This window comes from Kitasatospora sp. MAA4, from assembly GCF_029893355.1.
Lineage (GTDB): Bacteria > Actinomycetota > Actinomycetes > Streptomycetales > Streptomycetaceae > Kitasatospora.
Genome location: NZ_JARZAI010000003.1, coordinates 393,178 through 406,699 on the forward strand (window position 1 = coordinate 393,178; position 13,522 = coordinate 406,699).

At 75.4% G+C, this 13,522-nt stretch carries 12 protein-coding genes; 4 read left to right on the forward strand and 8 right to left on the reverse strand.

The window, feature by feature from the left end:
• Window positions 1-46: 46 nt before the first annotated feature.
• From P3T37_RS06440 to P3T37_RS06455, 4 genes are all read right to left on the reverse strand, one after another.
• Window positions 47-1,072 (reverse strand): hypothetical protein, encoded by a 1,026-nt coding sequence (locus P3T37_RS06440; protein WP_280722432.1) that lies wholly within the window; start codon window positions 1,070-1,072, stop codon window positions 47-49.
• 166 nt (window positions 1,073-1,238) lie between these two features.
• Window positions 1,239-2,123 carry an N-acetylmuramoyl-L-alanine amidase gene (locus P3T37_RS06445; protein WP_280722433.1) on the reverse strand — a complete coding sequence of 295 codons (885 nt, stop codon included), beginning with the start codon at window positions 2,121-2,123 and terminating at the stop codon, window positions 1,239-1,241.
• A gap of 7 nt (window positions 2,124-2,130) precedes the next feature.
• Window positions 2,131-3,222: a hypothetical protein gene (locus tag P3T37_RS06450; protein ID WP_280722434.1), complete on the reverse strand. Its 1,092-nt coding sequence runs from the start codon at window positions 3,220-3,222 to the stop codon at window positions 2,131-2,133.
• A 124-nt stretch (window positions 3,223-3,346) separates the two neighbouring features.
• Window positions 3,347-3,931, reverse strand: a complete 585-nt coding sequence (locus tag P3T37_RS06455; protein ID WP_280722492.1) for a class I SAM-dependent methyltransferase — start codon at window positions 3,929-3,931, stop codon at window positions 3,347-3,349.
• 319 nt (window positions 3,932-4,250) lie between these two features.
• Between P3T37_RS06455 and P3T37_RS06460 the strand changes: the two genes are divergently transcribed.
• Complete coding sequence (locus P3T37_RS06460) at window positions 4,251-5,327, forward strand: Zn-dependent alcohol dehydrogenase (protein ID WP_280722435.1); 1,077 nt, start codon at window positions 4,251-4,253, stop codon at window positions 5,325-5,327.
• A gap of 66 nt (window positions 5,328-5,393) precedes the next feature.
• On the opposite strand, the gene P3T37_RS06465 is transcribed toward P3T37_RS06460, so the two are convergent.
• The 3 genes from P3T37_RS06465 to P3T37_RS06475 form a co-directional block, all read right to left on the reverse strand.
• The gene (locus tag P3T37_RS06465; protein ID WP_280722436.1) at window positions 5,394-5,552 is read right to left on the reverse strand and encodes a hypothetical protein; all 159 of its coding nucleotides are present in this window, start codon (window positions 5,550-5,552) and stop codon (window positions 5,394-5,396) included.
• A gap of 174 nt (window positions 5,553-5,726) precedes the next feature.
• The gene (locus tag P3T37_RS06470; protein WP_280722437.1) at window positions 5,727-7,709 is read right to left on the reverse strand and encodes an alpha/beta fold hydrolase; all 1,983 of its coding nucleotides are present in this window, start codon (window positions 7,707-7,709) and stop codon (window positions 5,727-5,729) included.
• Complete coding sequence (locus P3T37_RS06475) at window positions 7,706-9,508, reverse strand: hypothetical protein (protein WP_280722438.1); 1,803 nt, start codon at window positions 9,506-9,508, stop codon at window positions 7,706-7,708. The genes P3T37_RS06470 and P3T37_RS06475 overlap by 4 nt, the downstream gene beginning before the upstream one ends.
• Window positions 9,509-9,804: 296 nt before the next feature.
• On the opposite strand from P3T37_RS06475, the gene P3T37_RS06480 reads away from it, so the two are divergent.
• The 3 genes from P3T37_RS06480 (at window position 9,805) to P3T37_RS06490 (ending at window position 12,618) form a co-directional block, all read left to right on the forward strand.
• Window positions 9,805-10,647 (forward strand): Nif3-like dinuclear metal center hexameric protein, encoded by an 843-nt coding sequence (locus P3T37_RS06480; protein WP_280722439.1) that lies wholly within the window; start codon window positions 9,805-9,807, stop codon window positions 10,645-10,647.
• An 83-nt stretch (window positions 10,648-10,730) separates the two neighbouring features.
• Window positions 10,731-11,474 carry a C4-type zinc ribbon domain-containing protein gene (locus tag P3T37_RS06485; RefSeq protein WP_280722440.1) on the forward strand — a complete coding sequence of 248 codons (744 nt, stop codon included), beginning with the start codon at window positions 10,731-10,733 and terminating at the stop codon, window positions 11,472-11,474.
• Between the two features lie 4 nt (window positions 11,475-11,478).
• Complete coding sequence (locus P3T37_RS06490; protein WP_280722441.1) at window positions 11,479-12,618, forward strand: bifunctional RNase H/acid phosphatase; 1,140 nt, start codon at window positions 11,479-11,481, stop codon at window positions 12,616-12,618.
• 4 nt (window positions 12,619-12,622) lie between these two features.
• Here P3T37_RS06490 and yaaA read toward each other — a convergent pair whose 3' ends face one another.
• Complete coding sequence (gene yaaA / locus P3T37_RS06495; protein WP_280722442.1) at window positions 12,623-13,414, reverse strand: peroxide stress protein YaaA; 792 nt, start codon at window positions 13,412-13,414, stop codon at window positions 12,623-12,625.
• Between the last annotated feature and the right edge of the window lie 108 nt (window positions 13,415-13,522).

Genomic DNA, 13,522 nt, shown 5'->3' on the forward strand with positions numbered 1-13,522 from the left:
AAGGGCCCGGCGGGAGCTTCCCGCCGGGCCCTTCGCATGAGTGGTGTCAGCCGCGCTGGATGCCGGAGACGTCGCTCAGCACACCCTGGGTGCCGTCCTGCAGCTGGGCGACCAGTGCGGTGCCGCGCTGCTCGACGGCCAGGTACCAGGTGCCGGGCACCAGATCGCCGACGACGGGGCCGGGGGCGCCGTCCTTCGGGGTGAGCCGGCGGGGCTCCGGGACGGCGAACCAGAACGGCGCGAATTCGGCGGCCGGCGCGGGCGCGGCGGCAGCCGGGGTGGGCGCCGGGGCCGGAGCGGCCTCCTGGACCTGCTGGGGCTGCGGGGCCTGCTGCCCGAAGGCGGGGGCCTGCTGGGCCTGCTGCGCCTGCGCCGGCTGGCCGAAAGCGGGCTCAGGCTGGCCGAACGGGGACGGCTGGGCGCCCTGCTGGCCGAAGCCGGCGTCCTGCGGCTGGCCGGCGCCCGGCGCCGGGAACCCGTAGCCGCCCTGCTGGGGCTGGGGCTGGCCGCCGAAGCTCTGGCCGGCGCCCGGGTAGCCGTAGCCGCCCTGCTGGGGCTGGGGCTGGCCGCCGAAGCTCTGGCCGGGGTAGCCCCCGCCGACCGCGCCGGGGTAGGACTGCTGCGCCGGAACGGCGGGCTTGTCGCTGACCAGCGGTCCCTGCAGGGCGGGCACCAGCGGTCCGGCCAGGGCGGCACCGGTGATCACGAGAAGCGAGAGGACGCCGAGGTAGGCACCGACCGAGTGGTTGGAACCCGCGCCGAGCGACCAGAGCGAGGTCCAGAGCGCGACCACCGCGAACGAGCTGCCCCACTGGTCCAGCCGCAGGCCCAGGATCTGACGGGTCTTCGCCGCCTCGCCCTGGAACTTCTGAAGGAGGATCAGCGCCGCTGCGGCGACGCCCAGCAGGTAGATCGAGGGCAGCACCGGCAGGAGGTTGGTGGCCCACGCGCTCGACGAGCAGGCGGCGGCCGAGCAGTCCACGGACCAGTAGGGCAGGAAGGATGAAACCAGAAGCAGGAAGGCCGCACCTGCGATGGCGGCGTCTCCCCTGGTGAGAGCGCGCAGATTCACTAACATTCCCCTCGCTGGTGTGTCGTGGACGGCGTGACGGGGTGAGATTGTACTGAGCGCACGCACATCCGGTCGGACCAAGAGCCTAGGGCCATCGTGTCAAGCGGTGCACGGCGGGCTCCTGGAACCGGACGGCGGGCGTGCCTGCCGGTCGCCTCGGCGGCGGTCATCCGGATGCCGTGGTCAGGTAGGCCGTGAAGCCGTCGGCGATGCCCTGGGCGGCCTTCTGGCGCCACTGAGGGTCCGTCATCCGCCCGGCGTCACCGGCGTTGCGCATGTTGCCGCACTCGATGAAGACCTTCGGCACGGTGGAGAGGTTCAGACCACCCAGGTCACTGCGGGTGTCCAGGCCCTGCTGCGCGATGTAGTCGGCGTACGGCTCGCCGGTCGCGGCCTGGAAGCTCTGGCGCACCGCCAGGCCGAGCCGGTGCGAGGGCTCGACGATCGGGCCGGTGTCGGCGGCCCCGGCCTTCACCAGTGCGGGCATGATCACGTGGAAGCCGCTGCCGGTGGCCGGGCCGCCGTCGCCGTGGATCGAGATGGCGGCGTCCGCGTGGGCGGCGTTGCCGATCGCGGCGCGCTCGGTGACGCACGGGCCCCACGGGCGGTCGCCGTCCTGGGTCAGCACCACCTTGGCGCCCAGGCCCTGCAGGATGTCGCGCACCCGGTGCGAGACGTCCAGGGTGTACGCCGCCTCGGAGTAGCCGGCGTCGGTCTCGGTGCCGGTGGTGTCGCACTCCTTCTGACCGTTGCCGACGTCCACCTGCTGGTTGATCTCGGTGGGGTGGTCGACGTTGCCGGGGTTGTGGCCCGGGTCGATGACGATGGTCCGGCCGGCCAGCGGCTCGGCCGAGGACTTGGGCGTCGGCGACGGCGTCGGTGTCGGCGTCGGTGTCGCGGTGGGGGAGCCCGCCGGTGAGGAGGCGACGGGCGGTGGTGCGACGGACGGTGCGCCGGCCGGGGCGCCGGCGGCCGTGCCGCAGCCGGCCAGGCCGGTCAGCAGCAGCGGGACGGCGAGCAGTGACCGAAGGTGGCGGTGCGAGTGGTTCATGGGGATGTCAGATCCTGTCCCAAGTCCGTGCGGCCAGGCCGTACGTGCCCGCCAGCGCGTTCCACTTGGCGACGAAGTCCTGCTTGGACTGCGTGGCCTGCGGGTTGAGGTCGTCGGCGTGCTGCTTGTCGGGTGTGCTGGGGGCGGTCTTGGCGGTGCCGCAGCCCTGGGCGCTGACCGTGCGCGCCCAGGCGGCGTAGGAGTGGTCGATGTCCTCGGACTGCTGCCAGGCGGTCCGCAGGCTCTGCGCGGCATCGCTGCCGCCCGGCAGGTCGCTGAAGTTGAGCTTGCCGAGTTCGGTGAGGAGCTGGTCGCGCTGGGTGGCGCCGGTGTCCAGGACCTGTGCCGCGCTGTCGATGTCGGCCTTGGCCGGGCAGCTGGCGACCATCGCCACCGCGTTGCCGATCGGCGCCTTGGCGGCCTCGCCGCGGGTCAGCAGGCCGTCCAGCGCCTGGGCCTGGCTCAGCGCGTTCGGCCCGGCGGTGGCGCCGAGGCTCGGTCCCGCGCCCACGCCGGCGCTCGTACTCGGTGCGGCGCTCGCGCTCGCGCCGGGGGTGGCGGCAGGGGTGGACGGGGTGTCGACGGGGTGCTGCGAGGCGGTGGCGGGCGGCGCGGCGTTCACCTGGGCCTTGCCGGCGCCGCCGCCGTTCGAGAGCGCCAGCGCGCCGCCGACGACGGCGAGCAGCAGCAGGACGCCGGCGGCGAGCAGCAGCGGGTTGCGCCTGGTCGGCGCGGGGGTCGGCGCGGGGGTCGGGGCGGGAGCCGGGGCCGGCTCGTAGGAGTACGAGGACGGCGGCTGCCCGGCGGCGAGCGGCGGGTAGGGCGGGGGCAGCGGTGGCGGTGGCGGGTAGCCGTGCCCGGCGCCGGCGGGCGGTGCGGGTGGCGGTGACCCGACGGCCGGGGCGTCCAGGAAGGACTGCAGATACGGGCGCGCCGTCAGCGGCGGCCCCTGGTCGCCCACCGCGCCGGTCTCGGGTGCTGCGGGCTCGGGGGGCGCTGCGGGCCGCGCTCCTGGCGACGGGCACCGGACCCAGCCGCCGGCGCCGTCGCGCGCGGTGGGGTCCCAGACCGCCGGTGTCGGCTCGCTCTGGTCCGTCATGGTGTGGCCCCCGCCTTCCGCCGCGTGTACGCCCGTACGCCTCTGGCCCTTAGCCCGACACCGTACCCGCCGACCCCGGGGCGGGGGTGGAGCCTCCCGGGGGAGGCGGGGAATCACCCTCCGGTCAGCCGCGGGCCGTTCGGCGCAGTACGCGCAGCGAGCCGGTGACCGAGATCTCCTCGAACCCCTCGGCCAGCGCCCGCAGGTAGACCCGGTAGGGGGCCTGCCCGCCGTCCGCCGGGTCGGGGAAGACGTCGTGCACCACCAGCAGCCCGTCCTCGGCCAGGTGCCGCACCCAGCCCTCGTAGTCGCCGGTGGCGTGCTCGTCGGTGTGGCCGCCGTCGATGAAGACCAGGCCGAGCCGGCCGCCCCAGAGGGCCGCGATCTGCGGGGACCGGCCGACCAGCGCGACCACGTGGTCCTCCAGGCCGGCCGCGTGCAGGGTGCGGCGGAACCGGGGCAGGGTGTCCATCAGGCCGACGGCCGGGTCGACGAGCGTCGGGTCGTGGTACTCCCAGCCCGGCTGCTGCTCTTCCGAGCCGCGGTGGTGGTCGACGGTCAGCGCGACCGTCCCGGCCTCGCGGGCGGCGGCGGCCAGCAGGATCGCCGAGCGGCCGCAGTAGGTGCCGATCTCCAGCACCGGCAGCCCGGTGCCGCGGGCCGCCTCGACCGCGGCCGTGTAGAGGGCGAGGCCCTCGTCGACGGGCATGAAGCCGGTGGCCGCCTCGAACGCCGCGAGCACCTCGGGTGCGGGGAGGGACTGCGCCCGGGGGTCGGTCACCTGGTGGCTCTCCCTGTGTCCTGCGGTGTCCGGCGCGGCTCGGTGCGGCAGCGCGCCTCGTCCGGGACCTTACTCGATCGGCCCGCGCCGCCGGTTACCGGCCGGTAGGCGGTCCTTCCTGGCCGTTCCGGCGCCCTTCCCGGACTTCCGGGCCCCCGGCGGGTGCGGTATAGCTGCGGTGTGGGGGACAATTCCGCACGGTAGAACGGGTTCTACCTTTTCTGCGGCGACGACCGGGAGGGCCAGCATGCGCGCAGCGGTTCTGCACACCATCGGCGATCAGGAGCTGGAGGTGCGCGACGACGTCGAGGCGGTGGGCTTCGGGCCCGGCCGGGTCAGGGTCCGGCTGCGCGCGACCAGCCTCTGCCACTCGGACCTCTCGGCGATGAGCGGTGTCCTCCCGCAGCCGGCGCCGTTCGTCCCCGGGCACGAGGGCGCGGGCGACGTGGTCGAGGTCGGCGAAGGGGTGCGCGGCCTGGCGGCCGGTGACCGCGTGGTGCTCTGCTGGATGGCTCCCTGCGGCCGCTGCCCGCACTGCCGGCGCGGCCAGGGCCACCTGTGCGTGGACAGCCTGGGCCGGCTGCGCGTCCCGAGCTTCCGGATCGGCGCCGACACCGACGCCTTCGGCTTCTACAGCACCGGCACCTTCGCCGAGGAGATCGTGGTCGCCGCCGAGAGCGTGATCAAGGTGCCCGACGACATGCCGTACGAGCTGGCCTCGCTGATCGGCTGCGGGGTCACCACCGGGCTGGGCGCCGCCGTCAACACCGCGCGGGTCGAGCCGGGGGCCGCGGTCGCGGTGATCGGCGCGGGCGGCGTGGGCATCGCCGCCGTCCAGGGCGCCCGGGTCTGCGGAGCGGCCCGGATCACCGTGATCGACCCGGTGGCCTCCCGCCGGGAGCGGGCGGTCGCCTTCGGCGCCACCGATGCGATCGCGCCGGAGGAGCTGAAGGCCACCGCCAAGAGCCTGCCCTCGGGCGGCTTCGACTACGTCTTCGAGGCGGTGGGCCGCGGCGCCACCGTGCGCGCGGCCTACGACGCGGCGCGGCGTGGCGGCGCGGTGGTGGTGATCGGCGCGGGGGCCCGGGACGACACGGCGCAGTTCAGCATGGCCGAGCTGTTCTTCAACGAGAAGCGCCTGCTGCCCTCGATGTACGGCGGCGACGAGGTGGCCCGCACGGTCGCGCTGGCGGTCGAGCTCTGGCGGACCGGGCGCCTGGAGCTGGCGGGCATGATCACCCACCGGGTGAAACTGGACGAGGTGAACCTCGCGCTGGCCCAGATGCGCAGCGGCGAGGCACTGCGGACCGTCATCACGCTCTGAACCCTGTCCGGAGATCTCGTGGGCCCGCTGCGCCGAGCGCAGCGGGCCCACGAGATGCGGACGGGATCAGGAGGCGTCGGCCGTGCCCAGCCGGTGCCGCCCGTGCGGGTCGGCCTCGGGGGCGTCGTCGGCGGCGGTCACACCGCGGTGCCGGCCGTGCATCGGGTCCTCGGAGGTGGCCTCGTCGGCGCCGTGCTCGGTGGTGTCGGTGAGGGTATCGGACATGTGAGTTCGTCTTCTCCGTGCGAGGGTGCGGGTCTGCGGTGCCGTAGGGCACCGTCGGCCGTGAGCCGGCCGACTGTGGGGAGTGTTCCCCCGGAGCGCCGCAGTACCCCGCGCCACGCCGGGGCTCTCACGCCCCATTCGTCCGTCACCCTAACTTGACGCGCTTCTGCCGCCTCAGCCGGTCCTGGCCGTGCTGCCCGTGTCGCCCGTGCTTCCCGTGCGCAGGAATTCGGCCAGCAGCTCGTGCAGTGCGGCCGCGCCCTCCTCGGCGAGCAGCTCGTGCCCGGCGCCGGCCGCCTCGACGTACCGGAAGTCGGTGCCCTCGACGCGGCCGTGCCGCAGCAGCTCCTGCCGCAGCGCGCGGGACTGGCTGACCGGGGCGACCTCGTCCCGGTCGCCGTGGATCACCAGCAGCGGCGCGCCGAGCCGGTGGGCGAGCCGGAGCACGTCGCGCGGGCCGCGCTCGTCGTCGATCGGGTCGGCGCCGCCGAGCCGGCTGGTCAGCGCCCGGACCGCCGGTGAGGCCTCGGCCAGCAGGCGCGCCCCGGACAGGAAGGGAGCCACCACCGCGCAGCGCGAGATCCGGTCGGCGGGCGCGTGCGCGGCGGTCAGCAGGGCCAGGAACGCGCCGTAGCTGACCCCGAAGAGGGCGGGCGCCTCCAGGCCGAGCGCGGCCCGCTGCCCGGCCAGGCCGTCCAGGAGGTACAGGACGTCCTGGAGGTCCGGGCCGCCCCAGGCGCCGTGCACGGCCATCGCGTGAGGCAGTCCGTAGCCGGTGCTGCCGCGCTGGTTGGGTGCCAGCACGGCCAGACCGGCGGCGGCCATCCGCTGCAGGGCCGGGTCGAACTCCAGCCGCCAGGCGTCCGCCGGGCCGCCGTGCAGCGCGAGGACCAGGTGTGGACTGCTCAGCCAGGCCTCGCCGCCGTAGAGCACCGCCTCGATCGGCCCGGCCGGTCCGGCCAGGTCCACGCTGCGCGCGGGGTGCCAGCGGCTGCCGTCGGTGGGTGTGGCGCTGCCGTCCAGGCGAAAGCCGGTCCGGCCTGCGGTGTGCGGCGCGGGCGGCCCGGTGGCGCTGCGCACGGTGCCCAGCGGCGCGAACTGGAGCGGGATTGCTCCGGCGGTGGGTGCGGCGCCGGCCGCGAGCAGCGCGTCCACGTCCAGGGTGGCGAGCGCGGCGGGCCGGTCCGGCGCCGAGTACGGCATCCGGAGCCCGGCCGCCGACCAGTGGCCCACCACCCCCAGCCGGCCGGGCGGCACCGGCAGCGGCTCCAGCCGTCCGTCGGCGGGCCGCCAGAGCGCGAGCCCGGAGGCCGCGCCGCGGTCGATCTGGACGGCCACCCGGCTCTGCGCCGCCGTCGCGGCGCCCGGCTCCACGGCGACCGGGCGCGGGAAGAGGCCGGGCAGCTGGAGGCACTCCGGGAACCGCACCGGCTCCGGGCTGCCGAGCACCCCCCAGCCCAGCCGGTCGGTGCCCGCCGCGTCGCTGCGCAGCACCAGGAACCCGGTGTCCGGGTCGAAGAGCACCAGGCGGTCGTTGCTGCTCTCGCCGATCTCCAGCAGCGGGGTCACCGAGCCGTGGTCGAGATCCAGGACGACGGTGCGGACGGCTCCCGCGTGCACCCGGTCCAGCGCGAGCAGCCGCCCCGCGCGGTCCAGCCAGACGCCGCCGCCGTGCAGGCCGGGGAACTCGGCGACCCGGTGCGGCCCGCCGCCGTCCGCGCCGATCAGCCAGACGGTGGTCATCGGCCCGGCCTCGGTGCCCAGGGCGACCGCGAGCGGACCGCCGGCGGCGGGCAGCGGGAGGAGTCGCAGGCCGGGCAACTGGAAGGTGGCAAGCGGGAGTTCGGTGATGTCGTGGCCGGTGTCGGGGGCGGCGGTGAGCAGCACCAGGTCGTGCCGCTCGCGCTCGTGCCGACAGAGCAGCACCCGGCCGTCGGGCAGCGCGAGCAGCTGCGAGCGCAGGCTCTCCGAGCGGCCGCCGGGCAGCGGCAGGGGGGTCGGGTGGGCCGGTGCGGCGCCGTCCAGCCGCCAGCTCTCGGGGTACCAGCCGCCGTCGGTGCCGGCGGCCAGGCAGGCGGCGTGCGAGCCGTCCGGCGCGAAGGTGAAGCTCAGGCGGCGCAGCGAACGGGCCGCCGCGGTGCGCAGGGCGGCGCTCATCCGGCGGCCGGCCCGGGGGTGCCGTATCGCAGGCGGAGGAGGAAGGCCAGCGTGTCGGCGGCGGTCTCGGGGTGCCCGCCCGGGCCGGCTCCGTCGGGGTCTGTCAGCAGGCGTCCGTCGTGCAGCGAAGCCCTGGCCACCAGGGCTCGGGCCACCGCTTCGGCGCCCGCGCGGAAGCGGGCCTCCCCGGTGGCCTCGGCCAGGTCGAGCAGGAACGCGCCGTCGCCGGCGCATGGTTGCGAGCCGGGGGCGTCCGGTGCGCTCTGTCGGTCCAGGAGGCGCCGGCCGGCTGCGAGCGCGCGGTCGCCGGCGGCGGTGCCGTGCGCGTCCTTCTCTTCGGCAGCGACGGGCTCTTCGGCAGCGACGAGCGGCAGGCGTCCGGCGAGTCGCTCGGCCCGGGCGGCGAGAGCGTGATCGCCGAGGACGTCGGCGGCGTCGAGCAGGGCCCGGAGGTCGTCGCCGCCGAGCCGGGCCGCGGTGCCCGCGGTGGCGCAGCGCCGCTCCAGCCAGGCGGCGGCGGTCCGGGCCGTCCGGGCGCTGAGCTCGCGCAGCTCGGACGGCAGGCCCGCGGTGACCGCGGCCCGGGCCAGCACGGCGAGGGCCGGCCCGGTGGGAACGGACGGCCAGAGCCGGTCGGGCCGGTGCGGGGTGACGCTCGCGGCGAGGTGGCGCAGCCCGTCGTGCAGCAGGCGCTCCACCTGCCGGTCCGGTTCGTTCGCCTGCTCGGGCGGTGCGCCGAGAGCCTCGCGCACCTGGGACGTACCCCAGCGCCGCTGCGGCTGCTCGGCGCGCAGGCCGAGGACGGCGGCCGAGAGGCGCCGGGCCGTCAGTCCCTCGCGGGACGCCAGTGCCAGCCAGCGCGCGAGCCGCTCCGGCTCGGGGCGGGACCGGGGCAGGCTCGGCGGCAGCAGCGGGTGGTGGCCGGTGGCGAGCAGGAAGAACAGGCCGCCCAGGGCGAACCGGTCCGCCTCCGGCTCTGCCGGGTAACTTCCGTACAGGGCAAGGGTGATGGCGGTCGTGTCCTGCTCCGGGGCGCGGTAGCCGGGGCGGCCTGTCGGTGGCGCGGCGGCTGGAGTCGCGACGGCTGGAGTCGCGACGGCTGGAGTCGCGACGGCGCCCGCCGGGCAGGCGGCCGCGAGGTCCGCCAGCAGCGGGCGTCCGTCCGGCAGGACGATCACCCGATCCGGCGCGAGGCCGCGCAGCACCAGCCCGGCCGCGTGCACCTGCTCGACCAGGTCGAGCAGGGCCAGGGCCATCGGCCGGGCCTCGGCCCACGGCACACCTGGCAGCCCGCCCGGTGTGCCGTCCCCGGGCAGCCGGGCGGCGACCCAGCTGTCCAGCGACTGGCCCGGCAGGTGCTGCTGGACGAGCAGCAGCGAGTCGTCCCGCTCGATCAGCTGCAAGGGGCGCGGAGCGAGCCCCCGCCCCTCCAGCCGGGCCAGTAGCCGGGCCTCGCGGCGCAGCTCCGCCCGTGCCTCAGGCCCCTCCCCGGCCTGCCTGACCAGTACCTGCGCGCCGGTGCGGGTGTCCGTCCCCAGGAACACCCGCACCGGCCCCTGCGCGGCTCGGGCCGCGGTGAGCGCGTACCGGCCGCCGATCAGCGGACCACCGTGCCCGGTCGACCCCCTCCCCTCGACGGGGCCGACCACCCGCGCGCCCCTGACGACCTCCGGCTCGGTGTCCGGTTCGACCTCCGGCTCGTCCCGGTCGTCGTCCCAGTCGTCCCAGTCGTCCTGGTCGTGCTCGTCGTCCACCCGTCCCGGCCCCCCGGCCGGCCGCAGCGGTGTGCGTGCCCCCATCTGCTTCACACCCCTCTGTTGTCGGCTGCTCCGGAACCGACCTGTCCACCTCGACAGGGTGAACGCATGGTCGGGACAACTCCCGTTCGCATCAGCGAAGTTACTTTCCTGTCCCAGGGCCGCTCAACGGCTACACCAGTCACTTCACTCATACGGGTGATCCGGATCCGTTTCGGCGGCGCCACGCCTGAGCGGGGGTGTTCGTGCGGTTGACGAGCGGCTGTGCGGGCCGGCGACCCGGGCCACCCGCCCGGCCTCTGCCCCGGCCGGGTGGCTGCGCGCGGTAGTCTCAACGGGTGCCGAAACTGTCCGACGTCATCAGCGTGCTCGAAGAGCGTTACCCGCCCCGGTGGGCCGAGTCCTGGGATGCCGTCGGCCTGGTCTGCGGCGACCCCGAGGACGAGGTGCGGCGCGTGCTGTTCGCCGTCGACCCCGTCCAGGCGGTGGTCGACGAGGCCGTGGAGTGGGGCGCCGACCTGGTCGTCACCCACCACCCCCTCTATCTGCGCGGCACCACCAGCGTCGCCGCGACCGGCTTCAAGGGCCGCGTGGTGCACACGCTGATCCGCGCCGGGATCGCCCTGCACGTCGCCCACACCAACGCCGACCACGCCGACCCGGGCGTCTCCGACGCGCTGGCTGAGGCGGTCGGCCTGCGGATCACCGGCCCGCTCGTACCGGACCCGACCGACCCGGCGGGCCGCCGGGGTGGCGGCCGGATCGGCGAGCTGCCCGAGCCGATGGCGCTGTCCGCGTTCGCCGCCCAGGTGGCGGCCGGGCTGCCGGCCACCGCGACGGGTGTGCGGGTGGCGGGCGTCCCGGACCGGCTGATCAGCCGGGTCGCCGTCTGCGGCGGTTCGGGCGACAGCATGCTCGCGGCCGTCCGGGAGTCCGGCGTCGACGCGTACGTCACCGCCGACCTGCGCCACCACCCCGTCTCGGAGGCCACCGAGGCCGCACCGCTCGCCCTGATCGACGCGGCCCACTGGGCCACCGAGTGGCCCTGGCTGGCCGCGGCCGCCCGTGAGCTCGGGGCGGACGCCGCACGGCTCGGCTGGCCGCTGGAGACCAGAGTCTCCACCCGGGTCACCGATCCGTGGACGGCGCACGCGCCGATGCCGTTCACCGCCTCGCCCTGATCCCTCCGGATCCCCCGCGCCCGCACGCCGGGCGCATCGACACTTCCGCCCAGCTCGACATCTTCACCTCAGGAGCCCCCCGCTTGAACGCCGCGCCCGCCGACCAGATCCGTCTCCTCGACCTGCAGGCCATCGACGCCAAGCTCGACCAGCTGGCCCACAAGCGCCGCACCCTGCCCGAGCACGCCGAGATCGACAAGGCCACCGCCGACCACACCGCGCTGAAGTCCCTCGTGGTGGCCGCCGAGGCCCAGCAGAGCGACACCGCCCGCGAGCTGACCAAGGCCGAGCAGGACGTCGAGCAGGTCCGCGCCCGTGCCACCCGCAACCAGCAGCGGATGGACTCCGGCTCGGTCACCTCCGCCAAGGACCTGGAGAACCTCCAGCACGAGACCGGCTCGCTGGCCAAGCGCCAGGGCGACCTGGAGGACGTGGTCCTGGAGGTGATGGAGCGCCTCGAGTCCGCGCAGACCCGGGTCACCGAGCTGACGGCCCGTCTGGAGCACTCCACCGTCGTGCTGGAGGAGGCGGAGGCCCGTCGCGAGGCCGCCTTCGCCGAGATCGACGTCGAGGTCGCCAAGGTCGCCCGCGACCGCGAGACCGTCGTCGCGGTGATCCCGGCCGACCTGCTCAAGCTCTACACCCGGCTGCGCGAGCAGCAGGGCGGCGTCGGTGCGGCGCGCCTCTACCAGCGCCGCTGCGAGGGCTGCCGGGTGGAGTTCTCCACCAACGACCTGAACGCCATCAAGGCCGAGCCGAAGGACGCCGTGGTCCGCTGCGAGAACTGCGGCCGGATCCTGGTGCGCACCGCCGACTCGGGCAACTGATCCCGTGACGGCCCGCAGGTTCATCATCGAGGCGGACGGCGGCTCCCGGGGCAACCCGGGCCCGGCCGGCTACGGCGCGGTGGTCCGCGACGGTGACACCGGCATGATCATCGCCGAGGCGGCCGAGTTCATCGGCCGGGCGACCAACAACGTCGCCGAGTACAGGGGACTGATCGCCGGTCTGCGGGCCGCGTACGAGATCGACCCGTCGGCCACCCTGGACGTCCGGATGGACTCCAAGCTGGTCGTCGAGCAGATGTCCGGGCGCTGGAAGATCAAGCACCCGGACATGCAGCCGCTGGCCGCCGAGGCGCGCACCGTCTTCCCGCGCTCGCAGGTCGACTACTCCTGGATCCCGCGCGAGCGGAACAAGGACGCCGACCGGCTGGCGAACGAAGCGATGGACGCGGGCGCGGCCGGGCGGCAGTGGGAGCCGAAGGACCGTCCGGCGGCTGACGTCGTAGAGACGGATCTTGCGCCGGTTCCGCCCAAGGCGGGCTGGTCGCACCCGGACGCGCTGGGCATCGCCACCACGTTCGTCCTGCTGCGCCACGGCGAGACGGCGCTCACCCCGCAGAAGCGGTTCTCGGGCAGTGGCGGCAGCGACCCGGAGCTCTCCGAGAAGGGCCTGTGGCAGGCCGAGCGGGCCGCCGATGCGTTCGCGGCGCGCGGCGACATCCAGGCCGTGGTCAGCTCGCCGATGCTGCGCACCCGGCAGACCGCCGAGGCGGTCGCCCGGCGGCTCGGCCTGACGGTCCGGATCGAGGAGGGCCTGCGGGAGCTGGACTTCGGCGACTGGGAGGGCCTGACCTTCGCCGAGGTGCAGCAGCGCCACCCCGAGGACCTCGACGCCTGGCTGGCCTCCAGCCGGGCGAAGCCGACCGGCGGCAGCGAGAGCTTCACCACGCTGGCCCAGCGGATCGGCGTGACCCGGGACCGGATCCTGTCGCGCTACCCCGGCAAGACCGTGCTGGTCGTCTCGCACGTCAGCCCGATCAAGACCCTGGTCCGGCTGGCGCTGGGCGCCCCACCGGACGCGGTGTACCGGATGGAGCTCGCGGCGGCCTCGGTCTGCGCGGTGCAGTACTACTCCGACGGCAACGCCTCGGTGCAGCTGCTGAACGACACCAGCCACCTGCGCTGATTCGTCAGTGCACGTCGGTCACCACGACGTCGAGCTGCCACGGCTTGCGGGCGGTGCCCTGCGCCGCGACCTCCACGGTGTAGCCGAGCCCGAGCAGCGCGTCGACCAGCTCGTCCGGCGCCGTCGGCTCGACGCCGGACACCAGCAGGTCGCGGACCAGCCGGCCCTTGGTCGCCTTGTTGAAGTGGCTCACCACCGAGCGCTTCCCGTCCCGCTCCTGGAGCACCCGGACGGTCGCCGTCCGGGCCACCACGTCCCCGGACGGCTTCCAGGAGGCCGCGTACGCCGCGCTGCGCAGGTCCAGCACCAGGCCGCCCGCCTCGGCCGGCAGCACGTCCGCCATCTCGCGCCGCCAATACGCTCCGAGCGCCCCCAGCGGAGGCAGTTTCACCCCGCCCGAGCAGCGGTAGGACGGGATCGCGTCGCCCACCCGGACCGCTCCCCAGAGCCCCGAGAAGACCAGCAGCGAACGCTCGGCCCTCGCGTACGCGTCCTCGTCCAGCTTGGCCAGCCCGAGCGCGTCGAAGAGCACCCCGGTGTACACCTCGCCGGCCGGCAGCGTGCCCGCGGTCGGCAGCCCGGCGTTGCGGGCGATCTCCCCGCGCAGGCCCTGGCTCAGCCCGAGCACCTCGGCGGCGGTGTCCTCCTCGCCGCGGCAGAGCTCCACCAGTGCGTCCAGCACCCGGGCCCGCGCGCCGTTCAGCCCGGGCAGCGACAGTGCGGCCAGGTCCAGCGGCGCGCCCTCCCGGGTGGGGGCCTTGCCCTCCGACGGCGGCAGCAGGACCAGGAACGACATCGGGTGGTTCTCCTCAGAACGTGGATCGACTGACAGCAATCTACCCGGGCGGGGCCCGCCGCCCGCCGGTCCGTTCCAGCTGCTGAGACCCTGCGCGACCCCGCTCCC